Origin of the sequence: Mesorhizobium sp. B1-1-5 (genome assembly GCF_006443065.1) — a bacterium.
In the GTDB taxonomy this organism is placed as follows: Bacteria; Pseudomonadota; Alphaproteobacteria; order Rhizobiales; family Rhizobiaceae; genus Mesorhizobium.
Map to the genome: position 1 here is coordinate 1 of NZ_VFWS01000060.1, position 22,006 is coordinate 22,006.

The window sequence follows — 22,006 nt, forward strand, 5'->3', positions numbered from 1 at the left end:
CGACACACCTAGCTCCTGTCCTCCTGCGGCAAAAAAATTCGCGCCGGCGCTGGCCAAAACGGCGCAAGGCGTGTATAGGCACCCGACTTTCTCAGATTATGGCCTCGATGCGGCCCTTTCGCGAGGGTTGCCGGGGCATTTTGACCATGTAGTGGAGCATATCCATGGCCGTTCCAAAAAGAAAAACCTCTCCGTCGAAGCGCGGCATGCGCCGCTCGGCCGACGCGCTCAAGGCCCCGACCTATGTCGAGGACAAGAATTCCGGCGAAATGCGCCGTCCGCACCACATCGACCTGAAGACCGGCATGTATCGCGGCCGCCAGGTTCTTGAGCCGAAGGAAAGCTGAGAAGCTTCCGCGGTTCATGACGTTTCAAAAGACCGGCCTTTGGCCGGTCTTTTTGCGTGCGGCCCTTGGTTGATGGAGGCCTGGGCCTCGCAGGCTGCAGAAAAGCCGGACAACCGGCTGACATTGTTATTTCATTAGGTCTTAGAGCGTGTTCGCCGCCGCCGGCGAAAAGCCTTGACGGCGCGCCTGCCGCGGATTTTACAAAAGGGGTGCCCCATTGGAGTCGCCCAGATGTTCGGTGCCATCCCGCTGCTGATCGTGCCCTTCGTCCTCTACAATCTCGGCCTGCTCGGATTGTTCGGCGGCGGCGACGATCCCTGGACGACCGAGATGTTCTCCTTCCGCATGATGTCGGGCGGCGTGTTCTCGATGACGCTCGGTGGCCTGATGGTGCTGATCGGGCTGATCTTCCTGTTCGTCGAGATCTCAAAATCGGTGCGCACCACCAACGCCTCGATCCTCGATCATCTTTTGTCGACGCTGGTCTTCATCGCATTCCTGGTCGAATTCCTGCTGGTGAAAGGCGCGGCGCACTCCGTCTTCTTCACGCTGATGGTCATCGCGCTGTTCGACGTGCTGGCCGGCTTCTCGGTGTCGATGCGGTCGGCCAGCCGGGATATCAATTTGAATTAGGTCTTCCAATGTCGTCATTCCAGGGCGAAGCAGGAGCGTAGCTCCGTCGCGAAGACCCTGGAATCCATGCCGTTACCTTCGCCAAGGAGTGCAACGGAGCAGAATTCTGCGCGCAGCAACGCTTCGAAGTCACGGATTCTATGGTCTGCGCGCTTCGCTCCCTGCTCCGCCATAGTATGACGATGCGAGGAACGTTCCGGCTAATCTCCAAACCCCCGATACGAAAGCGGTCAATCCACAGTAGCCTCAGCTTTTCGTGCGACCACTTCCTCGTAAGCAGCGCGCAGTTGCTGGCGCACGGTCGGCGTGCCCGGCGAGGTCTTGGACGGTGCGCCCAGATGCTCGTGACGCAGTTCGTCCATGAATTGGTCCCATAGCGGCGGACCGCCCTTTTCGAGCAGCTCGGCGCGGATCGACAATTCTTCCGTAACCGGCAGCCAGACGCGTCCCCAGGCCCCGAGCTGCGCCATGATCGGCACCAGCGTGATCGCCATCTCCGTGAGGCTGTAGATCGCCTTCTGCTTGTGACTGGGGTCGTCGGCCTTGGTCAGCAGGCCGAGCTCCATCAGCCGCTTCAGCCGGTCGGCCAGGATGTTGGAGGCAATGCCTTCCAGCGAGCCGTTGAGCAACTCGCGAAAATGGCGCCTGCCGCCGAAGATCATGTCGCGCAGGATGATCAGGCTCCAGCGGTCGCCAAAGACCTCGAGCGACAGATTGATCGGGCAGCCGGATCGATGCTCGGCGGACATAACGATCTCCAAAAACCAGTTGCATTATGATATCGGTTTTATTATCGTGCAACCAATTGCAAAATGCAAGCGGAATGGAGGAGCAGATGACCACCGCAGCGCAGCGCCCCGACATCGTTTCGGAAAGCTTCGGCAGTCCGAAAGATCCAGCGATCCTTTTGATCATGGGCGCCATGGCTTCGATGCTGTGGTGGCCCGAACCCTTCTGCCGGCAGCTTGCCGGGCGCGGCCGCTTCGTTATCCGCTACGACAACCGCGACACGGGCCTATCGACCAAATATCCGCTGGGCGCGCCGCCCTACACATTCGAGGACATGGTGGACGACGCCATGCGCGTGCTCGACGACCATGGCGTCGCCAAGGCGCATGTCGCCGGCATGTCGATGGGCGGCATGCTCGCGCAAAGCGTGGCGCTGAAATATCCCGAACGCGTCAGCGCGCTCACCGTGATCTCCTGTTCGCCGCTCGGCGTCGATACATCCGGCCTGCCCGGAACGACCGAAGCCTACAAGCAGCACTCGGCCGAAGGCGGCAATGTCGACTGGTCGAAGCGGGAGCAGGTGATCGACTTCATGGTCAAGGACGCCCGTGCGATTGCCAGCACTCGCCATCCGTTCGACGAGGGGCGGACGCGCAAGATGATCGAGGAGGATTACGGCCGTTCCGGTGGGCTGGCCAGCGCGACCAATCATTTCCTGCTCAAGGGCGACGGCCCGCAGCGGACGGTGCGGGATCTTCGCGTGCCGTTGCTCGTCATCCACGGCACCGCCGACCCGCTCTTCCCGATCGAGCATGGCCAAGCTCTGGCCGGGGCCGTTTCCGGCGCGAGGCTGGTCAAGGTCGAAGGCGGTGGCCACGAACTGCATCGCAACGACTGGCCACAGATCGTCGAAGCCATCGCCGCACACGGCTAGCGCCGGCAAGACGCCGGCTTGACCGTCATCGTCGACCTCGGCGATGGAGCTTCGCGCGCGGCCTTCCTGAAGGTGTCGCCGACCGGCAAGATGCCAGCGCTGCATGACGACGCGGCGCAGCCCTGCAGACGGCGCCTTGAGGCCTCGGCCAAGCGCATGTCATTGCCTCAGAACCGCTTCACACTTCTGAGCGGCATGCATTGATGGCCAGGGGCTATTCTCCCGGCGCCGTTTCCCAGAACTGATCGAGCCAGATGTTGAGCCTGAGGAAGCCGGCGCTGCTGACAGTATAGACGCGCCTCGTGCCTTCGGGCTTGGCGTTGACCAGGCCGGCGTCCAGCAGGACCTTCAGATGCTGGGAAACCGCTGGGCGTGAGACGGGCAATCCGGCGGCCAATTCGTTCACCGTCTTCGGGCCGCGCCGGAGTTCTTCCAAGAGATGGCGCCGGTTGGGATCGGCTATCGCCATAAAGGCGTCAGAAAACATCATGCCTTTATTTGTGAGGCAAAGTCTCGCGAATCTCAACTATCGGTTTCAACCTTTCTGCGCGGATCGAGCCGCGTGGCCTCGGGCGTGACCGCGCGGTCCGCGGGCTGCGTCTTGAAGGCATCGCGGTCTTCGATCGGCACCGGCGCGCGGGCGCGGATGCGCAGCAGCGTGTAGCCGGCGAGGCTGAGATGCGCGAGCGCGGTTGCCAGGAAAAGCCCCTCCGGACGCACCGAGCCCATCAAGGCCGCGGCCAAAAGCGGGCCGATCATCGTGCCAAAGCCGTAGAGCAAGAGCAGACCGCCCGAAACCTTGACGAAGTCCTCGGAGCGGGCGTGGTCGTTGGCATGCGCGACGGCGATCGAATAGAGCGTATAGGCGAAGGCGCCATAGGCGGCGGTCATCACGATGATGAAGACACCCGAACGCGGCGCGATCAGGAAGATCAGCATCGCGACCAGGGCTGCGCCGAAGGCTGCGCCGGCCAGCACGAAGCGCCGGTCGGTTGTATCCGACAGGCGCCCGGCCGGTAGCTGCATGGCGGCACCGGAAATGACCACCAGGCTCATCATCAGCGCGATCTCGGCGGTCGATATGCCGACGCGCGCGCCATAGACGGCGCCCAGCGTGCCCCAGGCACCGTTGGCGATGCCGATCAGGAGGCAGGCCACCGCCGATACCGGCGAGTTGGCGTAAAGGCCTTTGACGTCGAGCTTGACGTCCTGCAGGGGCTTGGGATGCGACTGCGTCGACACGGCCGTCGGAATGAGCGACAGGCAAAACAGGATGCCGGTGATCATGAACAGCGAGGCTGACCGCACATCGCCGCCGGCGACGATCATCTGGCCGCCCATGATCGAGGCATAGGTGACCATCATGTAGAGGCCGAAGACGGTGCCGCGGTTCTCGTTGGTGGCCTTCTCGTTAAGCCAGCTCTCGATCACCATGAAGGCGCCGGCCATGGTGAAGCCGGTGAAGGCGCGCAAAAGGATCCAGACATATTCGTCGATGATGAGGCCGGTGAGCAGCGCGACGATCGCGCCCGACGCGGCGAAGGCGCCGAAAGCCCTGACATGGCCGGCGCGGCGCACGAGACGCGGTGCGAAGAAGCAGCCGGCAACGAAGCCGCCGGCCCAGGCCGTGCCCATCAGGCCGAGCGATGCGGTCGAAAAGCCTTCCACCTGGCCGCGCAGCGGCAGGAGCAGACCGTGCAGGCCGGATGCGGCGAGCAGGAACGCGGTGCCGCGCAGCAGCGAGAGGATCGGTCTGTAGGTTGCAAACATCGCTTGATCCGGGTTCGAGACGCAGGGCCTGAAGACAGATTTATTCGGGCTTTTCGGCGGCGAGCGAGCACGCCGAACAATTTATCCGCGGCGGAACAGCGACTCGGCGGCGGATTTGGTGGCGCCCTTGGCGGTGCGCTCGGCTTCCAGCCTGGCGATCTCGTCGCGCAGCAATGCGATGCGCTCGGCCAATTCGTCGACGGACAGCAAAGACAGGTCCTGGCCGATCTCGTGCGGGCGCTGCTTTTTCCTGGGTTCGTCGTCGAAGATCGCTCCTCTCTTACTCGGCCATTTGCCTGATCTGGCAATCGGCATACATAGAGCAATTCCGGGAAAAGTGCGTAGCGGTTTTCCGTCCGGAATAGCGTAGGAACAAAGAGTTGGAGCAGGTTGGCGCTTCTTCAAGCGCCGAACTGCTCCAGGCAGCGGCGCCGATGCAAACGGGCGGCGATAGACCGGGACACAGGGAGAAGACGATATCATGGCAAACGGACAGAAGATTCCGGCGAAGATGACGGCCATCGCGATCTCGCAACCGGGTGGGCCAAGGGTGCTCAAGCCGGAAACGCGCGACGTGCCGGTGCCCGGCCCCGGCGAAGTGCTGATCCGGGTGCACGCGGCCGGCGTCAACCGGCCGGACGTCCAGCAGCGCAAGGGCGCCTATCCGCCGCCACCCGGTGCATCCGACCTGCCGGGCCTCGAAGCGTCGGGCGAAATCGCGGCGCTCGGCGACGAGATATCGCGCTGGCGCATCGGCGACCGGGTCTGCGCGCTGACGCCGGGCGGCGGCTATGCCGAATATGTCAAGGTTCATGCCGGCAGCGTGCTGCCGCTGCCGGCGGGTTTCACGCATTCGGAAGCCGCCGCGGTTCCGGAAAACTACTTCACTGTCTGGCATAATGTATTCGAGCGCGGCGGCCTGAAGAAAGGCGAGACGCTGCTTGTCCATGGCGGTTCGTCCGGCATCGGCACCACCGCCATCCAGCTCGCCTCGGCCTTCGGCGCCACTGTGATCACCACTGCCGGCAGTAAGGAGAAATGCGACGCCTGCCTGAAGCTCGGTGCCGACCGGGCGGTCAACTACCGCGAGGAGGATTTCGTCGCCGCCGTGAAGGATGCGACCGATGGCAAGGGCGCCGACGTCATCCTCGACATGGTCGGCGGCGATTACGTCGGGCGCAATTACGATGCCGCGGCCGTCGAAGGGCGCATCGTGCAGATCGCGGTGCAGGCCGGCGCCGTTGCCAGCGCGGACTTCTCCAAGATCATGGTGAAGCGCCTGACACATACCGGCTCGACGCTTCGTCCGCGCACGGTCGAGTTCAAGGCGGCGATCGCAGCCGCGCTCGAGGCCCAGGTGTGGCCGCTGCTCAGCACGCGCAAGGTGGCTCCCGTGATGGACATGATCTTTCCGCTGACCGAAGCCTGGCGGGCGCACGAGCGAATGGAAGAGGGCGAGCATATCGGCAAGATCGTCCTCGACGTGGAGTAGGATGGGTCGTTATTCAGGTGAGGCCGGCCTGCAAATGCCGGGCTTCTGCGCTTCCGGTGCTCACGTATTAAAGTACGCTCCGCTCCGGTTCTCGAAGTCCACCATTTTCGACTCGGCCTGACCTGAATCTCGACCCATCCTGGCGTCGGCGCGTGTTCCGGTTCCAAGCTGAACGAAACCATAATGCTGCATTGCACAAAACGCATTGCGGCCATGCAAAAGCGTCCGTTCAATTTGTGGGCAGGAGTGCCTATTTACGCGGCATCAAACGATTTGACCAAACGACTGGAGAACCATCATGAACCCGATCAGTGCTTTCCGTAAGTGGCGCATGTACAACGAGACCGTGCGCGAGTTGAACAAGCTCAATGCCCGCCAGCTTAGCGACCTCGGCATCAACCGGGCCGACATCGAGCGTATCGCCCGCCAGGCGGTGTAATCAGACGCAGCCCGGCCTCGCGGTCGGGCTGCGACATGCAAGCCAGAGCCGTCGAGACGCTTGCTTGTTTCCGGTTCCAAACCCGCTGGACCTCGTCCAGCGGGTTTTGTCTTTTTAGGGCCTTGAATCGGCCCTTCCCAAAAACATTGCGAAAATTGGAGGGAGCGTTTATACAGGCCGCGAATTTCCCATTTTGGTGGCTCTAAAACCACCGCCCGCGCGGGAACGCGGGCGAACGAGAAGGATTTTTGATATGGCCAATTCGCTGCTGATGCCCAAGGCGACCGCCGTTTGGCTGGTCGACAACACCGCGCTCTCCTTCGAGCAGATCGCGCAGTTCTGCGGGCTGCATCCGCTCGAAGTCAAGGCAATCGCCGACGGCGAGTCGGCCCAAGGCATCAAGGGTATGGACCCGATCATCACCGGTCAGCTGACGCGCGACGAGATCGCGCGCGGCGAGAAGGACATCAACCACCGGCTGAAGCTGTCGGAGCCGAAGGTGCGGGTGCCGGAATCGAAGCGCAAGGGCCCGCGCTACACGCCTTTGTCGAAGCGCCAGGACCGGCCGAACGCCATCTTGTGGCTGGTGCGCAACCATCCCGAGCTCAAGGATGCGCAGATTGCCCGTCTCGTAGGCACCACCAAGTCGACGATCGAGCAGATCCGCGAGCGCAAGCACTGGAACTCGGCCAATCTGCAGCCGATGGATCCGGTGACGCTCGGCCTCACCTCGCAGATCGACCTGGACCTTGAGGTCAACCGCGCCTCGCGCGGCCGCGAGCCGGCGCAGCCCGTCGGCGACACGCTGCTGCCCGCCGCGCTCACCGAACGGCTGGTGCCGGCGCCGGAGAAGCCGAAGGATGAGGACCAGGAGCTCGATGCCAACGCCGTCTTCGCCAAGCTTTCGGCGCTCAAGTCGAAGGACAAGGACGAAGATGAAGAGTAAGGAGGGGTCGGCCTTGGTCGACTTGCCGCTCAATAAAAAAGCCCGCTTCGAGCGGGCTTTTTTATTGGACAATGGCTTGGGAGGAAGTCACGTCCGCGCGGCGCGGTCGGGCGCCATGCCGTAATCCTCTGAGCGCTCGACGGCCCGGTAGAAATCGGCGAGCTGCTTGCCCCGTTCCGGCTTGAAGATGCGGCCGGCAATGACGACCGAGGCGATGCGGTCGATGCGGAAGGCGCGGAAATCGTCGCGCATCTCGCACCAGGCGACCAGGGTCCAGACCTTGCCCCAGAACCACAGCCCCAACGGCCTGATGTCGCGCGCGGTACCGCGGCCGGCTTCGTCGGAATAGTCGATGGTCAGCACCTGGCGCTTCTCGATGGCGCGCTCGATCAGGTCGATCGCTTCCCGCGCGGCGTCGCTTACCACCCACATCGGCGTATGGATCTCGGTGCGGGCGATGCGGTCCTTCTCGGTGTCGGGCAGCACGGCGCCGATCTTGACCAGCGCCTCGTCGGCGGCCCTCGCCATTGTGGCACCGCCGAAGGCGCGCACCATGCGGGCGCCGGCAACCAGCGCCACGATCTCGTCACGTGTGAACATCAGCGGGGGAAGGTCGAATCCCTCCCGCATCATGTAGCCGACGCCCGCTTCGCCATCGATCGGCACGCCGGTCGACTGCAGGTCGGCTATGTCACGGTAAATGGTGCGTTCGGAAACCTCGAGCCATGCGCCGAGCTTCTGCGCGGTGACCAGCCGGCCGCCCCGCAAATGCTGCACGATCTGGAAAAGCCTGTCAGCACGACGCATCGCTAGATCCCCCCAGGATATGACTTAAGCCCTTCGCGCGTGCGCTGCGCGGCAACGAATTTCGCACCGAAGGACAATCCGCCTGCGGTCGGCGCCAGCATCGACTGGCCCTGGACGACATCACCGACCGTGGGCAGCGACGGCGTGATGCCGACGATGCTCGGCGTGCTCAGCCTGCCGTTCCAGCTTTTCACCATGCGCGGATTACTCCGGATCGTTGGTTGATGTTCGTTGCTGTCAGGATCGACGCCGCTCCAATTACCGCATGCCTCCTGACAACATACTGTCAGGAGGCTGCGGCGAAACTACCGGCGAACAAGGCTCTTTCCCTGAACTCAACATTACTGGCCGCATTACATCTGGGCGCTACTGCGCTCCAATCCAAGTCGCGGCGCAAAATTTCAGTTTTCACGCACGCGGCCCTGGTAAAGGTCCGGCCAGCCGATGTCCTTGCGGATGTCCGCCGGCAAAGTGTTCAGGAAACGCTGGGTGCGAATCTCGTTGCGCACGGTGCGGATCCTGCCGACATAGTGCTGCACACTACGCAGAATTGTAAAACCGTTCATGACGTCACTCCTCTCTTTTTGATGAGAAGAGTATCTCACACCCCTCCTGACAGCAGTCTGTCAGGAGGTTGGCAGGGCGCGGAGGAAGACGGTGCGGTGCCGTTCGCAGCGTTCGAATAGGCCCTATTTCTGTCAGGACTGCTCCGCCCGAGGGTGCGCTCGAGAACAGCTTTGACAGTCGCCATCGATGCTGGTCAAAGGCGGCATGACGAAACTGTTTGCCCTTGTCATCTGCGGCATCATGCTGATCCAGGTCATCAAGCCGCTGGGCTGGCCGGGGCTGAGGCGGCGCGGCGATTTTTGGAAGCTGGCGCTGCTTGCGATGGCCGCTATCTCGCTGGCGGCGGTGCTTGGGCACTGGGCGTAGGCCTGTCCATATTCGGGGAGGACGGCCCGCGAGTGGCGCGTCCTGCCGTTCACGCGCAGCAGTCCGGCCGGTCCTTGTCTTTGTCCCGATATTCGTCATGCAGGCGCACCCAGTCCATCAGGTTGTGATAGGGACCCGTCTCGCCGCGGCCCTTCGGCGTCATGTCGAGATAATGATAGGCGCCGATCAGCGCGTCGCCGCCGCGGGCGCGCGACATGAAGGTGAGGAAGATGTCGCCGCACTCGTTGCGGTAGAAGATGCTGGTGCCGGGCAGGTCTTTCGACCGTAACGGGCGCTTCTCGAAATTGTAGGTGGTTTCGCCCGCCGCGATCTGCCTGTCGGTGAAGGAGACCTGCAGGTCGAAGTTGAAATCGGACGCATAGGACGACATCCAGTCGAACTTCCAGCCCATGCGCTGCTTGTAAGGCAGGATTTCGGCCAGCGGCGCACGCGAGACGACGACCAGCGAGACGTCATGATGCTTCAGGTGCCGGTTGGCGCCGTCGATATGGTCGGCGAGGAACGAGCAGCCCTCGCAGCGGTGGTCGGAGCCCGGCGCCATCATGAAATGATAGACGATGAGCTGGCTCTTGCCGGCGAACAGTTCGGCAAGATGCTTCGGCCCCGCTTCGCTCTCGAAAACATAATCCTTGCGCAGCTTGAACCAGGGCAATTGCCGCCGCTCCGCGGCGATAAGCTCGCGGAACTTCGTCAGCTCCTTCTCGCGCTCGAGATGCTTCCTGTGCGCTTCGAACCATTCCTCCCGCGAAACCACGGCATTGCGATGCATGACCATCTCCTGTCCTCTCCTGCCAAGGACGTTCGACATCGGCGCGATCCGACATGGTCGATAGCGGTCGGCGCCTGACAAGTGGGAATGCGGCTCGCAAAAAGCAAAACCCGGGCTGCCGGCCCGGGTTTTTATGCACTGCTCAGGGATGGTGTCAGGCGGCCTTTTCCAGCGCCGGCAGCCATTTTCCGAGCGCCGCCAGATGGTTCATATGGGCGCGGTGAGTGAAGGCGGCCTGGCCGGCGGCAACATTCGAGGCCTTGCCGCTCCATGCCTTCTGCGGCGCGGCCTGCAGCGCGCGGCCATAGGAGAAGGTCAGTTTCCAAGGATGCGGGCCGATGGCGTTGATGGCATTGAGGTTGGCGGTCGCCTCCTCGTCCTCCTGGCCGCCGGAGAGGAAGGCGATGCCGGGCACTGCCGACGGCACCACTTCGCGGAACAGCTTGATCGTCTTCTCGGCGATTTCCTCCGGGCTGTCGGTCTTGCCCGACTTCTTGCCGGAGATGACCATGTTCGGCTTGAGGATCGAGCCTTCCAGCACGACGCGGGCCGCGTAAAGCTCGTCGTAGAGCTTGATCAGCGTCGCCTTGGAGACCTCGTAGCAGGTGTCGATCGAATGCGCCCCGTCCATCAGCACTTCCGGCTCGACGATCGGCACGATGCCGGCCTCCTGGCACAGCGCAGCGTAGCGGGCCAAAGCGTGGGTGTTCGAGGCGATCGAATTGGCCGACGGCACACCCTTGGTGATGTCGATGTCGATCACCGCGCGCCATTTGGCGAAGCGGGCGCCGAGCTTGTAATAGTCGGCGAGCCGCTCGCGCAGCCCATCCAGGCCCTCGGTGATGTTGTCGCCGGGAAAGCCGGCCAGCGGCTTGGCGCCGAGATCGACCTTGATGCCGGGAATGGCGCCGGCGGCCTTGATGATGTCGACGAGCGGCGTGCCGTCGGCGGCCTGCTGGCGAATGGTCTCGTCATAGAGAATGACGCCGGAGATGTATTTTGACATCGCGTCCCTGGACCGGAACATCATCTCGCGATAGTCGCGCCGGTTATCGGCGGTGGATTCGACGCCGATGACGTCAAAACGCTTCTTGATGGTGCCGGAGCTCTCATCGGCGGCCAAAAGGCCCTTGCCGCCGCTCACCATAGCGGCGGCGATATCTTCGAGACGTTCGCTCATGGGTGCTCTCCTTCGCTGCGTTTATTCCGCGCCGGCAGAACACTACCGCCAAAGGAATGACGCCGGAAAGCTAGAATCGATCGAAAGCCGCGCGGGCTTTGCCTGGGCTCGGACTGTCTACCGCTTCAGCACCTCGACGCCGGGCAGCGGCTTGCCTTCCATCCATTCGAGGAACGCGCCGCCGGCGGTCGAGACATAGGTGAAATCGCCGGCGACGCCGGCATGGTTGAGCGCGGCCACCGTGTCGCCGCCGCCGGCGACCGACACCAGCTTGCCTTGCTTGGTGCGGGCAGCGGCATGCTTTGCGGCGGACACCGTGGCGCGGTCGAAAGGCTCGATCTCGAAGGCGCCGAGCGGGCCGTTCCAGACCAGCGTCGCGGCGCGGTCGATCCAGTCGTTGACGCTCTGCACGGTCTTTGCACCGACATCGAGGATCATGCCGTCGGCCGGCACGTCCGAGATGGCGACGGTCTCGCTGGCGGCGCCCGCCTTGAATTCCTTGGCCACGACGCCATCGGCGGGCAGGATGATGGCGCAGCCGGCTTCCGCCGCCTCGATCATGATCTGCTTGGCGGTGCCGGCGAGGTCATGCTCGCAGAGGGATTTGCCGACATCGGTGCCGCGCGCGGCAAGAAAGGTGTTGGCCATGCCGCCGCCGATCACGAGCGCGTCGACCTTCTTCACCAAATTCATCAAAAGGTCGATCTTGGTCGAGACCTTGGCGCCGCCGACGATGGCCACCACCGGCCGTACCGGATCGCCGAGGCCCTTTTCCAGCGCGTCGAGTTCGGCCTGCATGGTACGGCCGGCATAGGCCGGCAGAAGATGCGCGAGGCCTTCGGTCGAGGCATGCGCGCGGTGCGCGGCGGAAAAGGCGTCGTTGACATAGATGTCGCCATTGGCGGCAAGCTGTTCGGTGAAGGCCGGCTCGTTCTTCTCCTCGGCCTTGTGGAAGCGGGTGTTCTCGAGCAGCAGGACGTCGCCGTCCTTCATCGCCGCGACGGCTTCCGCGGCCTTGGCGCCGATGCAGTCGGCGGCGAAACCGACCGGGAGGCCGAGAACGTCAGCCGTGGCCCTGGCGATCGGCTCCAGCGAGAACTCGGCCGATGGGCCGTCCTTGGGGCGGCCGAAATGCGCAAGCAGGATCACCTTGGCGCCCTTTTTCGAGAGCTCGGCGATGGTAGGCGCAATGCGCTCGATGCGGGTGGCGTCGGTCACCTTGCCGCCGGCGACGGGAACGTTGAGGTCGACGCGCACCAGGACGCGCTTGCCGCTGACGGCGCCGATATCGTCGAGTGTCTTGAAGCCGGCCATGGTCGTTCCTTCCTAGTGCCTTGACGCAATCCGGACGGGAAAACCGCCCACACTTTTCCCGAAATTGCTCTAGCGAAAACGCGGCGACCTTACTCGGCGCGAAGGACGATGCAAGGGCCGCGTCGATAGCGCGCGCGCAAAAATGATGTCGCCGTGAGACATCAGCCTTCGCCGGTTGCCTTCTGCCCGTCCGCTGCGGGCGCCACGGCGTCGACCGGCACGTCGTCGGCTGTCTGCTTCTTCGCGGGCCTGCGCCAGCTGTGGATTAGCGCCGCGATGCGGTCGCCGATCTCGCCGGCGCTCATGAACACCGGCACGCGCGCGACCGGCGCGGTCGGCTCGAAGGACAGGCCAAGGCCGGTGATCCTGCCTTTCTCGTCGACATCGCGCACGATCAGCTCGATCGGGCCGATCATCACACGGTCGGCATATTCGGCACGGCCGCCGAGCCGCTCGGTAACGAGCGCTGCAACGGTGAGCTTCTGCTCGGCCTCGGACAGGCCGGGGGCGTAGGCGGCTTCCAGCTCCGCGGCCGAGCGGGCCGGATCGACGGCAAAGGCGCCGAAGAAGTCGGCATCCTCCGGATCGACCACGGCGCGGCTGGCGAAGAGCTTGTCGAGCAGGCGCGGGTAGCGGTCCGGCACGAAGATGTAGACCTGATCGCCGGCCGCCAGCCGGCCCATGTCCTGAAAGCGCATCGAGCGGCCGTCGCGCAGCACCAGCGAGGGCCTCGCCCAGCGCGGGATGCGCTCGCCCCGCGCCACCGGACTGCCGGGTGCTACGCGGTAGGCGAGCAGCTCATGATGCGCCGAGCCCGGCAGCTCGAGCTCCACCTTGTCCAGCGGCCCAAGACGGGCCGGCACGATCAGGCCGAGGCGGCGCGCCAGCGGACCGACCGTCCAGCCCTGCACCACCAGCGACACCAGCACGATGATGAAGGCGGCGTTGAAGATCAGCCGGCCATGCTCCAGGCCGCCGAGCAGCGGCGTGATGGCGAGCAGGATCGAGACCGCACCGCGCAGGCCGACCCAGGAGACGAAGGCGACCTCTGGCCGCGGCAGGCGGAACGGGACGAGGCAGAGCCAGACGGCGACCGGGCGGGCGACGAAGATCAGGAACAGGCCGAGCAGGATCGCCGGCACAAGGATTTCGGGGAATTGCGAGGGTGTGGCGAACAGGCCGAGGATCAGGAACATGATTATCTGCGCCAGCCACGACATGCCGTCCTGGAAGCGCTTGAGGATGGTGACGGCGCGTATGTCGGAATTGCCGGCGACCAGTCCGGCAAGATAGACGGCGAGGAAGCCCGAGCCGCCGACGGCGCCGGCCGCCGCGAACACCATCAGCGATAGCGTCAGCACGAAGATGGGCAGCAGGCCGTGATCGAGATTCAACCGCTCGACCAGACGCACGATGCCAAAGCCGCCGAGCACGCCGATGACGGCACCGAGCCCCATATTGGCGAGGAAGCCGAGCAAAAGGTTGGTGGCCAGCACATTGGCTTCCGGATTGGCGTGCGCGGCGATGATCTCGACCAAGGTGATGGTGAGGAAGATGGCGATCGGGTCATTGGTGCCGGATTCCACTTCGAGCGTCGCGCGCACGCGCTCGCGCAGATGGATCTCGCCGGCGCGCAGCAGGAAGAACACGGCGGCCGCGTCGGTGGAGGCGACGGCGGCGCCGAGCAGGGAGGATTCCAGCCAGCTGAGCTTGAGAACATAGGAAGCGGCGGCGCTGAAGATGGCTGTGGTCAAGATAACGCCGATCGTGGCCAGCGACAGCGCCGGCCCGGCTGCTTGCCTGAGCGCGTTGAGCGGCGTGCCGAAACCGGAATCGAACAGGATGACCGCCAAAGCCAGTGAGCCGGCAAAATAAGCCAGCCGCGCGTTGTCGAATTCGATGCCGAGGCCGTCGACACCGGTGGCAAGCCCGATGCAGAGGAAGAGCAGCAGCAAGGGAGCGCCGAAGCGGAAGGCGATCAGGCTCGAAAACGCGGCGGCGACAATGAGCGCCGTGCCGACCAGCGTCACGAGATAGATCGCATGCTCCATCCGCTATTGCCCCTCCAAATCCCTCTGTTTGTGGCTTTACGGGAGAGTGGGGCGAAGACATGACCAGTGCAAGGCAACAGGATGTTTTTTGGGGCCAACGCTTCCAAACTTCGTCATTCCAGGGCGAAGCAGGAGCGAAGCTCCGTCGCAGATTCTGGAATGACGACGCGACTGGTGTTCCGGCTAGTCACCATAGTGCGCGGATCGGCCGAATCTTAAACGAAAACGCCCGGCCGAAGCCGGGCGTTTCAAATTTCCGATGACTTCCGGATCAGGCGATGGTCTTGCCGAAGGCGACGGCGGTGTCGCCCATGCGGTTCGAGAAGCCCCATTCGTTGTCGTACCAGGACAGCACCGAGACGAAGTTGCCGTCCATCACCTTGGTCTGGTCGAGCGCCACGATCGAGGAATGCGGGTCGTGGTTGAAGTCGATCGACACGTTCGGGTGATGAGTGACCGACAAAACGCCCTTCAGCTTGCCATTGGACGCGGCGATGACCGCTTCGTTGATCTCCTGCGCGGAGGTCGAGCGCTTGGCGATGAACTTGAAGTCGACAACCGAGACGTTCGGGGTCGGCACGCGGATCGAAATGCCGTCGAGCTTGCCCTTGAGCTCGGGCAGGACAAGGCCGATCGCCTTGGCCGCACCCGTCGAGGTCGGGATCTGCGACAGCGCCGCGGCGCGGGCGCGGTAAAGATCCTTGTGCATGGTGTCCAGCGTCGGCTGGTCGCCGGTATAGGAATGGATCGTCGTCATCATGCCCTTCTCGATGCCGACGGTCTCGTGCAGCACGGCCGCCAGCGGCGCCAGGCAGTTGGTGGTGCAGGACGCGTTCGAGATGACGATGTGGTCCTTGGTCAGCTTGTCGTGGTTGATGCCGTAGACGACGGTGAGGTCGGCGCCTTCGGCCGGAGCCGAAACGAGAACGCGCTTGGCGCCGGCGGTCAGGTGCGCGGCGGCCTTGTCGCGGGCGGTGAAGATGCCCGTGCATTCGAGCGCGATGTCGATGCCGAGCTCCTTCCAGGGCAGCTGGGTCGGATCCTTGATCGCGGTGACCTTGAACTTCTCCTTGCCGACCGAGATCTGGTCGCCGTCGACGGTCACCTCATGCGGGAAGCGGCCATGCACGCTGTCATAGCGCAACAGGTGCGCATTGGTCTCGACCGGGCCGAGGTCGTTGACGGCGACCACGTCGATGTCCTTGCGGCCGGATTCATGGATGGCGCGCAGGATGTTGCGGCCGATGCGGCCAAATCCGTTGATGGCAACTCTGACGGTCATTGTTCTCTCCCTTGGGGCGGATGGGTCCGCAGTGTCATAACGGCGGAAGGCGCAAGAATCCAGCCGCAGAACGTCGCATTTAAATCGATTAGGTTGGTCCAGCCCGGCAAAGCGTCAATCGATGTTGCCGGGCTGAGCCAATTCCTAGTTGCCGCGCAGGCGGGCTTCGACCGCCTTGGCCGCGGCCTCGGCGGTGATGCCGAAATGCGGATAGAGCTGCTCGATCGAGCCGGAGGCGCCAAAACCGTGCATGCCGACGAAAATGCCGTCGGTGCCGATCAGGTGATCCCAGCCCTGGCGGATGCCGGCCTCGATCGCGACCTTCACCTTGGCGCTGCCGATGGTCTTCTTGCGGTAATCCTCGCTCTGCTGGTCGAACAGCTCGAAGCAGGGCACAGAGACGACGCGGGTCGGATGGCCGTGCTTTTCCAGCAGGTCGCGCGCGCCGAGCGCGATCTCGACCTCGGAGCCGGTGGCGAAGATCGTCACCACGGCCTCGCCGCCGGCGGCGGCCAGCTCATAGGCGCCCTGGCTGGAGAGGTTCGTTGCCGAGTGCTCCGTGCGCACGGTCGGCAGGTTCTGGCGGGTCAGCGCCAGCGTCGAGGGCGTCTTTTCGGATTCCAGCGCTATCTGCCAGCATTCGGCGGTTTCGATCGCGTCGGCCGGGCGGAAGACATTGTGGTTCGGGATGGCGCGAAGTGCGGCCAGATGCTCGACCGGCTGGTGGGTCGGGCCGTCCTCGCCGAGGCCGATCGAATCATGCGTCATGACGAAGATCGAGCGGATGCCCATCAGCGAGGCAAGGCGCATCGACGGGCGGGCATAATCGGAGAAGCACAGGAAGGTGCCGCCATAGGCGATCAGGCCTCCATGCAGGGTCAGGCCGTTGATCGCCGCCGCCATGCCGTGCTCGCGAATGCCGTAATGGACATAGCGCTGGCCATAATCTTCGGGCGTGATGTTCTTGGTCTGGCTGGTCTTGGTGTTGTTGGAGCCGGTAAGGTCGGCCGAGCCGCCGATGGTCTCCGGCACCGCGCCGTTGATGACTTCCAGCGCCATTTCCGACGACTTGCGGGTGGCGACCTTCGGCTTGTCGGCCGACAGCTTCTTCTTGTAGTCGGCGATGACGGCATCGAAGTTGGAGGGCAGCTTGCCGGCGACGCGGCGCTCGAACTCGGCCTTGAGCTTCGGCTCGGCCTTCGCCAGGCGGCCTTCCCAGTCGGCGCGGGCCTTGGCGCCGCCCGTGCCGACGGCGCGCCATGCGTCGAGGATGTCGGCCGGAATCTCGAAGGGCGGCGAGTCCCAGTTGAAGAATTTGCGCGCGCCGGCGATTTCCTCGGCGCCGAGCGGCGAGCCATGCGCCTTGTTGGTGCCGGCCTTGGTCGGGGCGCCGAAGCCGATGGTGGTCTTGCAGGCGATCATCGTCGGCTTGTCGGAATGGCGCGCCGCCTCGATGGCATAGGCGATCGCTTCCGGATCGGTGCCGTCGATGTGGCTGGCGTTCCAGCCGCACGCCTGGAAGCGGGCGACCTGGTCGGTGTTGTCGGCCAGCGAGACCGGACCGTCGATCGAGATGTTGTTGTTGTCCCAGAAGACGATCAGCTTATTGAGCTTCAGATGCCCGGCCAGTGCGATGGCTTCGTGGGAGACGCCTTCCATCAGGCAGCCGTCGCCGGCCAGCACATAGGTGTAGTGGTTGACGAGGTCGTTGCCGAAGGCGGCGTTCATGATGCGCTCGCCGAGCGCAAAGCCGACCGAATTGGCGAGGCCCTGGCCGAGCGGGCCGGTGGTGGTCTCGATGCCGGCGGCATGGCCGTATTCGGGATGGCCGGCGGTCTTGGAGCCGAGCTGGCGGAAATTCTTGATCTGGTCGATCGTCATGTCCTCATAGCCGGTGAGGTAGAGGAGCGAATAGAGCAGCATCGAGCCGTGGCCGGCCGACAGAATGAAGCGGTCGCGGTCGGCCCAGTGCGGCGCCTTGGCGTCGAATTTCAGGAAACGGCTGAACAGCACCGTGGCGATGTCGGCGCAGCCCATGGGCAGGCCGGGGTGACCGGAGTTCGCCTTCTCGACGGCGTCCATGGAAAGGAAACGGATCGCGTTGGCCATCCGATCATGTTGTTCACGCGAGGTCATGCTTCCTCCGGAAGTGAGTTGGAGCCTGGGGAGAACCCTTGGAAAAGGATGCCGCGACACATAGCAGGCGCGGTCTTTTAGTCAACAAATCGGGATGGATTTTGCCGGGCTTGTGATGGCATCGAGCGCCTACATTAGCGATAGCGGGGGACAGTCGCGAGAGCTTTGTTGACGCGCCCTTCACCCGGCGCCTAATCTTTCCCAGGTAACGTATTCTGAACGCGTGCGATTCGGTGATGGGCAGGGCATAGGACGAGGCCATGACCGGGGAAACGACCCTCAAGGAAGTCATCGCCAGGCTGGGCAAGGCCATGGAAGGGCTGGAAAACGCCGTGGCGGCGAAGCTCGAGCATGAGCGCGATTATTCGGAAGCCGAGGCCGAGGTGCAGCGCATGAACGCCGACCGTTCGCGCTTGGCGCAGGAGCTCGACAATTCCGAAGCGCGCGCAGAGCGGCTGGAGGACGCCAACAAGGAAGTGTCGCGGCGGCTGGTGACCGCCATGGAAACCATCCGCGCGGTCCTGGACAGGTAAGGCAATGGCACAGGTCACGGTTTCCATCGACGGCAAGCAGTATCGCATGGCCTGCGACGAAGGCCAGGAAGAGCATCTGATCGACCTTGCCGAGCGCTTCGACCGCTATGTCTCGCACCTGAAGGATTCCTTCGGCGAGATCGGCGATCAGCGACTCACCGTCATGGCCGGCATCATGGTGATGGACGAGCTCTCGGAGCTCACCAAGCGTGTCAAAGGCATGGAGAGCGAAGTGCTGACCCTGCGCAAGACGCGCGACGAGGCGCTGACCAAGGCCGACAAGAGCGACAGCGTGCTCACGACCGCGCTCGGCGCGCTCGCGCAGCGCATGGAAGACCTCACGGCGACGCTCGCGATAAGGAAAGCCTGAGCGGCCCACCCTCTCGCAAAAAGTGGAAGAATCCTGCCGAGGATCGCCGCGCCCGCGAAAAAAATTCGGCTGCAGCGGGCTCGGGTACGGTTCCCGGCGTTTGACCGATGCCGCGATGGTGGTAGCTTAGAATGCGTGCCGGCCGCGCCGGCCACCGTTTCAAAACAGGGTAGGGATAGGTCATGAGTCTTCGTATCAACGATGTCGCGCCGGATTTCACGGCCGAGACCACGCAGGGCACCATCAAGTTCCACGACTGGATCGGCGACGGCTGGGCGGTGCTGTTCAGCCATCCGAAGAATTTTACGCCGGTCTGCACCACCGAGCTCGGCACCATGGCCGGCCTCGAAGGCGACTTCAAAAAGCGCAACGTCAAGATTATCGGCATCTCGGTCGATCCGGTATCGAGCCACGAGAAGTGGCAGGCCGACATCAAGACCGCTACCGGCCAGACGGTGAACTATCCGCTGATCGGCGATAAGGACCTCAAGGTCGCCAAGCTCTATGAAATGCTGCCGGCCGGCGCCGGCGAGAGCTCGGAGGGCCGCACGCCGGCCGACAACGCCACCGTGCGCTCGGTCTATGTCATCGGCCCGGACAAGAAGATCAAGCTGGCGCTGACCTATCCGATGACCACGGGCCGCAACTTCGACGAGATCCTGCGCGTCATCGATTCCATCCAGCTGACGGCCAAGCACCAGGTGGCGACGCCGGCCAACTGGAAGCAAGGCGACGACGTCATCATCACCGCCGCCGTCTCCAACGAAGACGCGATCAAGCGTTTCGGCGCGTATGAGACGGTGCTGCCGTATCTGCGCAAGACCAAGCAACCCTCGGCATGAGCCTTTTTTCCTTCTCCCCGTTCAACGGGGAGAAGGTGTCCGAAGGGCGGATGAGGGGCGGCGCGGCGTTCGAAGATAAGCGCGCCGGCCCTTTGAAGTGATTGTTGCCTGGACGATGACCTTGCAGCGTCGGCGCTGCCGCTCATTGTCCTGCCGGACATTTCTCCCCGTATAGTGACGGGGAGAAAGGGCTGGTTCGCCGCTTTCGCCAAACAAAAAGGCGACGCCGAAGCGCCGCCTTTTTCATTGGTTCCTTGAGCTTGTTACGCCGCAGGCTGCGCCTCGATGGTGCGCAGCGCCTGGGTCTGGCGCTTGGCTGCGGCCTTGACCGCGTCCTGCACCTTCTCGAAGGCGCGCACCTCGATCTGGCGCACGCGCTCGCGGCTGATGTCGAACTCGGCCGACAGTTCTTCCAGTGTCAGCGGCTCTTCCGCCAGGCGACGCGCCTCGAAGATGCGCCGCTCGCGGTCGTTGAGGACCGACAGAGCGCCTGACAGCATTGAGCGCCGGTTTTCCAGCTCGTCCTGCTCGATCAGCATCTCTTCCTGGCTCTCATGGTCGTCGACCAGCCAGTCCTGCCATTCGCCGGATTCGCCTTCGCTGGCCCGGATCGGGGCGTTGAGCGAAGCGTCGCCCGACAGGCGGCGGTTCATCGACACCACTTCGGCCTCGGAGACGTTGAGGCGGGTAGCGATCTCTGCGATCTGGTCGGGCTTCAGGTCGCCATCGTCGAGCGCCTGGATCTTGCCCTTGACCTTGCGCAGGTTGAAGAACAGACGCTTCTGATTGGCGGTGGTGCCCATCTTGACCAGGCTCCACGAGCGCAGGATGTATTCCTGGATCGAGGCCTTGATCCACCACATGGCATAGGTGGCGAGCCGGAAACCACGCTCCGGTTCGAATTTCTTCACGGCCTGCATGAGGCCGACGTTGCCTTCCGAGATCACCTCGCCGATCGGCAGGCCGTAGCCGCGATAGCCCATGGCGATCTTGGCGACGAGCCGCAAATGGCTGGTGACGAGCTTGTGCGCGGCCGTAGTGTCCTGATGCTCCGCATAACGCTTTGCGAGCATGTACTCTTCCTGCGGCTGAAGCATCGGAAAGCGACGGATTTCTTCCAGGTAACGGGCGAGACCGCCTTCACCGGAAACGATACTGGGTAATGATTGGGCCATGATAGCGCCCCTCTCTCTTTGGAGTGGATGCCCCCGAAACGCGGCGGGCATGCGTCACGGATGCCAAAGGCTCATCCGCGACAACCTGTGTATATAGGAACAAAACCAGAAAAGACAGGCATTTGTTCAACGCTAAACAGTCTGTCACGTTGAAGTGAACAACGCCGGTCAGGTTTTTGATGGCTGGTTTGCAGCTTGTTCGTGGCGGGTCGGTTCACAGTTTCCGGAAGTCGCCGACGAGTTCCTCCATGTCTCCCGGTATCGGCGCTTCGAACCTCATCGTTAGATGGGTGGTCGGATGCCGGAATTCAAGGAGCCAGGCATGCAGGGCCTGCCGCGGAAAGGCGTTGACCTTGGCCTTCAAGGGTTCGGGCAGCCGGTTGGCCTTGGTACGGAACGCCTGCCCGTAATCCGGGTCGCCGATCACGGGGTGGCCGATATGAGCCATGTGGACGCGGATCTGGTGGGTCCGGCCGGTCTCCAGCCGGCATTCGACCAAGCTTGCCGCGGCGAAAGCCTGTTGTCCTTCGCCGAAACGCTCGACGACGCTGAAATGGGTGACGGCATGGCGGGCGTCGTCGCGACTTTCAGACACCACCGCGCGGCGGACGCGGTCGGCGGCGCGACCCAGGGCAGCCTCGATGGTGCCGGTCGGCCGTTGCGGGATGCCCCAGACCAGCGCCAGATAGGCGCGCTCGAGGTCGCCGGTGCGGCCATGATCGGCAAAGGCTTCCGACAGCGCCTTGTGGGCGCGGTCGGTCTTGGCCACGACCATGACGCCGCTGGTTTCCTTGTCGAGGCGATGGACGATGCCAGGACGCCTGACGCCGCCGATGCCGGACAGGCTCTCGCCGCAGTGATGGATCAGCGCGTTGACCAGCGTGCCGGTCCAGTTGCCGGCGCCGGGATGGACGACCAGTCCCGCCGGCTTGTTGATGACGATCAGCTCGTCGTCCTCGTAAAGAATGTCGAGGGCTATGTCCTCGCCCTGCGGCTCTGCCGGCTCCGGCGCGGGCACCAGGATCTCGATCGTCTCACCGACCGTCAGCTTGCGCTTGGCTTCCAGCACCTTCCTGCCGGCGATGGAGACCGCGCCTTGCTTGATCAGCGCCTGCACGCGGCTGCGCGAGAGCTCCGGACCGAGCTTGGCGGCAAGCCACTGGTCGAGGCGCTGGCCGGCGGCATCGGCGGCGGCTTCCAGCACGGTGGCTTCGCCTGCGGCCAACTCATCGTCCGTCGGTTCCTCCCCTATCAATGTCGAACTCTCTTCGTTATGAGCGCTCATCGAAACCCGTTGCGGATT

Annotated in this window: 25 protein-coding genes and 1 pseudogene; 11 read left to right on the plus strand and 15 right to left on the minus strand. The window is 63.7% G+C overall.

The window, feature by feature from the left end:
- Window positions 1-164 precede the first annotated feature (164 nt).
- Both rpmF and FJ980_RS18250 read left to right on the plus strand, forming a co-directional pair.
- Window positions 165-347, plus strand: coding sequence for a 50S ribosomal protein L32 (rpmF, locus tag FJ980_RS18245; RefSeq protein ID WP_006203806.1), 183 nt, complete (start codon window positions 165-167; stop codon window positions 345-347).
- A 231-nt stretch (window positions 348-578) separates the two neighbouring features.
- Window positions 579-980, plus strand: coding sequence for a hypothetical protein (locus FJ980_RS18250; protein ID WP_140545089.1), 402 nt, complete (start codon window positions 579-581; stop codon window positions 978-980).
- A 230-nt stretch (window positions 981-1,210) separates the two neighbouring features.
- Here FJ980_RS18250 and FJ980_RS18255 read toward each other — a convergent pair whose 3' ends face one another.
- Window positions 1,211-1,729 carry a helix-turn-helix domain-containing protein gene (locus FJ980_RS18255; protein WP_140545091.1) on the minus strand — a complete coding sequence of 173 codons (519 nt, stop codon included), beginning with the start codon at window positions 1,727-1,729 and terminating at the stop codon, window positions 1,211-1,213.
- An 86-nt stretch (window positions 1,730-1,815) separates the two neighbouring features.
- Here FJ980_RS18255 and FJ980_RS18260 point away from each other — a divergent pair, with 86 nt between their 5' ends.
- Both FJ980_RS18260 and FJ980_RS35960 read left to right on the plus strand, forming a co-directional pair.
- A complete protein-coding gene (locus FJ980_RS18260) occupies window positions 1,816-2,643 on the plus strand; it encodes an alpha/beta hydrolase (RefSeq protein WP_140545093.1) in 828 nt (275 codons plus the stop codon).
- A 24-nt stretch (window positions 2,644-2,667) separates the two neighbouring features.
- Window positions 2,668-2,757 (plus strand): annotated as a pseudogene (locus tag FJ980_RS35960) (glutathione S-transferase family protein); the annotation flags it as partial.
- 100 nt (window positions 2,758-2,857) lie between these two features.
- Here the strand turns inward: FJ980_RS35960 and FJ980_RS18270 are convergent.
- The 3 genes from FJ980_RS18270 to FJ980_RS18280 all read right to left on the minus strand — a co-directional run bounded on the left by FJ980_RS18270 (window position 2,858) and on the right by FJ980_RS18280 (window position 4,728).
- Window positions 2,858-3,133: a metalloregulator ArsR/SmtB family transcription factor gene (locus FJ980_RS18270; protein WP_140545095.1), complete on the minus strand. Its 276-nt coding sequence runs from the start codon at window positions 3,131-3,133 to the stop codon at window positions 2,858-2,860.
- Between the two features lie 32 nt (window positions 3,134-3,165).
- A complete protein-coding gene (locus FJ980_RS18275) occupies window positions 3,166-4,413 on the minus strand; it encodes an MFS transporter (protein ID WP_140545097.1) in 1,248 nt (415 codons plus the stop codon).
- Between the two features lie 81 nt (window positions 4,414-4,494).
- A complete protein-coding gene (locus FJ980_RS18280; protein ID WP_140545141.1) occupies window positions 4,495-4,728 on the minus strand; it encodes a DUF1192 domain-containing protein in 234 nt (77 codons plus the stop codon).
- A gap of 166 nt (window positions 4,729-4,894) precedes the next feature.
- Between FJ980_RS18280 and FJ980_RS18285 the strand changes: the two genes are divergently transcribed.
- The 3 genes from FJ980_RS18285 (at window position 4,895) to FJ980_RS18295 (ending at window position 7,290) form a co-directional block, all read left to right on the plus strand.
- Window positions 4,895-5,905 (plus strand): NAD(P)H-quinone oxidoreductase, encoded by a 1,011-nt coding sequence (locus tag FJ980_RS18285; protein WP_140545099.1) that lies wholly within the window; start codon window positions 4,895-4,897, stop codon window positions 5,903-5,905.
- Between the two features lie 298 nt (window positions 5,906-6,203).
- Entirely contained in the window at window positions 6,204-6,344 is a 141-nt protein-coding gene (locus FJ980_RS18290) for a DUF1127 domain-containing protein (RefSeq protein WP_095767350.1), read from the plus strand.
- Window positions 6,345-6,597: 253 nt separating this feature from the next.
- Window positions 6,598-7,290 (plus strand): DUF1013 domain-containing protein, encoded by a 693-nt coding sequence (locus tag FJ980_RS18295; RefSeq protein WP_140545101.1) that lies wholly within the window; start codon window positions 6,598-6,600, stop codon window positions 7,288-7,290.
- Between the two features lie 87 nt (window positions 7,291-7,377).
- On the opposite strand, the gene FJ980_RS18300 is transcribed toward FJ980_RS18295, so the two are convergent.
- The 3 genes from FJ980_RS18300 to FJ980_RS18310 form a co-directional block, all read right to left on the minus strand.
- The gene (locus tag FJ980_RS18300) at window positions 7,378-8,097 is read right to left on the minus strand and encodes a YafY family protein (protein WP_095767352.1); all 720 of its coding nucleotides are present in this window, start codon (window positions 8,095-8,097) and stop codon (window positions 7,378-7,380) included.
- 2 nt (window positions 8,098-8,099) lie between these two features.
- Window positions 8,100-8,294 (minus strand): hypothetical protein, encoded by a 195-nt coding sequence (locus FJ980_RS18305; RefSeq protein WP_140545103.1) that lies wholly within the window; start codon window positions 8,292-8,294, stop codon window positions 8,100-8,102.
- Between the two features lie 204 nt (window positions 8,295-8,498).
- Window positions 8,499-8,663: a hypothetical protein gene (locus tag FJ980_RS18310; protein ID WP_095767353.1), complete on the minus strand. Its 165-nt coding sequence runs from the start codon at window positions 8,661-8,663 to the stop codon at window positions 8,499-8,501.
- Between the two features lie 205 nt (window positions 8,664-8,868).
- Between FJ980_RS18310 and FJ980_RS18315 the strand changes: the two genes are divergently transcribed.
- Complete coding sequence (locus FJ980_RS18315; RefSeq protein ID WP_140545105.1) at window positions 8,869-9,030, plus strand: hypothetical protein; 162 nt, start codon at window positions 8,869-8,871, stop codon at window positions 9,028-9,030.
- 49 nt (window positions 9,031-9,079) lie between these two features.
- Here the strand turns inward: FJ980_RS18315 and FJ980_RS18320 are convergent, their stop codons facing one another.
- From FJ980_RS18320 to tkt, 6 genes are all read right to left on the minus strand, one after another.
- Complete coding sequence (locus FJ980_RS18320; RefSeq protein ID WP_140545107.1) at window positions 9,080-9,820, minus strand: thioredoxin family protein; 741 nt, start codon at window positions 9,818-9,820, stop codon at window positions 9,080-9,082.
- 154 nt (window positions 9,821-9,974) lie between these two features.
- Window positions 9,975-11,000 carry a class I fructose-bisphosphate aldolase gene (locus FJ980_RS18325; protein WP_140545109.1) on the minus strand — a complete coding sequence of 342 codons (1,026 nt, stop codon included), beginning with the start codon at window positions 10,998-11,000 and terminating at the stop codon, window positions 9,975-9,977.
- A 117-nt stretch (window positions 11,001-11,117) separates the two neighbouring features.
- The gene (locus FJ980_RS18330; RefSeq protein WP_140545111.1) at window positions 11,118-12,314 is read right to left on the minus strand and encodes a phosphoglycerate kinase; all 1,197 of its coding nucleotides are present in this window, start codon (window positions 12,312-12,314) and stop codon (window positions 11,118-11,120) included.
- A gap of 161 nt (window positions 12,315-12,475) precedes the next feature.
- The gene (locus FJ980_RS18335) at window positions 12,476-14,365 is read right to left on the minus strand and encodes a potassium/proton antiporter (RefSeq protein WP_140545113.1); all 1,890 of its coding nucleotides are present in this window, start codon (window positions 14,363-14,365) and stop codon (window positions 12,476-12,478) included.
- Between the two features lie 271 nt (window positions 14,366-14,636).
- Window positions 14,637-15,647 (minus strand): type I glyceraldehyde-3-phosphate dehydrogenase, encoded by a 1,011-nt coding sequence (gap, locus tag FJ980_RS18340; protein ID WP_140545115.1) that lies wholly within the window; start codon window positions 15,645-15,647, stop codon window positions 14,637-14,639.
- Window positions 15,648-15,791: 144 nt separating this feature from the next.
- Window positions 15,792-17,783 carry a transketolase gene (gene tkt, locus FJ980_RS18345; RefSeq protein WP_140545117.1) on the minus strand — a complete coding sequence of 664 codons (1,992 nt, stop codon included), beginning with the start codon at window positions 17,781-17,783 and terminating at the stop codon, window positions 15,792-15,794.
- A gap of 260 nt (window positions 17,784-18,043) precedes the next feature.
- On the opposite strand from tkt, the gene FJ980_RS18350 reads away from it, so the two are divergent.
- From FJ980_RS18350 to FJ980_RS18360, 3 genes are all read left to right on the plus strand, one after another.
- Window positions 18,044-18,316 (plus strand): DUF4164 domain-containing protein, encoded by a 273-nt coding sequence (locus tag FJ980_RS18350; RefSeq protein WP_023763725.1) that lies wholly within the window; start codon window positions 18,044-18,046, stop codon window positions 18,314-18,316.
- 4 nt (window positions 18,317-18,320) lie between these two features.
- Window positions 18,321-18,686 (plus strand): cell division protein ZapA, encoded by a 366-nt coding sequence (locus FJ980_RS18355; RefSeq protein ID WP_095767358.1) that lies wholly within the window; start codon window positions 18,321-18,323, stop codon window positions 18,684-18,686.
- A 182-nt stretch (window positions 18,687-18,868) separates the two neighbouring features.
- Entirely contained in the window at window positions 18,869-19,528 is a 660-nt protein-coding gene (locus tag FJ980_RS18360; protein WP_140545119.1) for a peroxiredoxin, read from the plus strand.
- A 263-nt stretch (window positions 19,529-19,791) separates the two neighbouring features.
- Here the strand turns inward: FJ980_RS18360 and rpoH are convergent, their stop codons facing one another.
- On the minus strand, window positions 19,792-20,703 hold the full coding sequence (rpoH, locus tag FJ980_RS18365) for an RNA polymerase sigma factor RpoH (RefSeq protein WP_140545121.1): 912 nt from the start codon (window positions 20,701-20,703) through the stop codon (window positions 19,792-19,794).
- A gap of 214 nt (window positions 20,704-20,917) precedes the next feature.
- Entirely contained in the window at window positions 20,918-21,988 is a 1,071-nt protein-coding gene (locus FJ980_RS18370; protein ID WP_140545123.1) for an RluA family pseudouridine synthase, read from the minus strand.
- Window positions 21,989-22,006 lie beyond the last annotated feature (18 nt).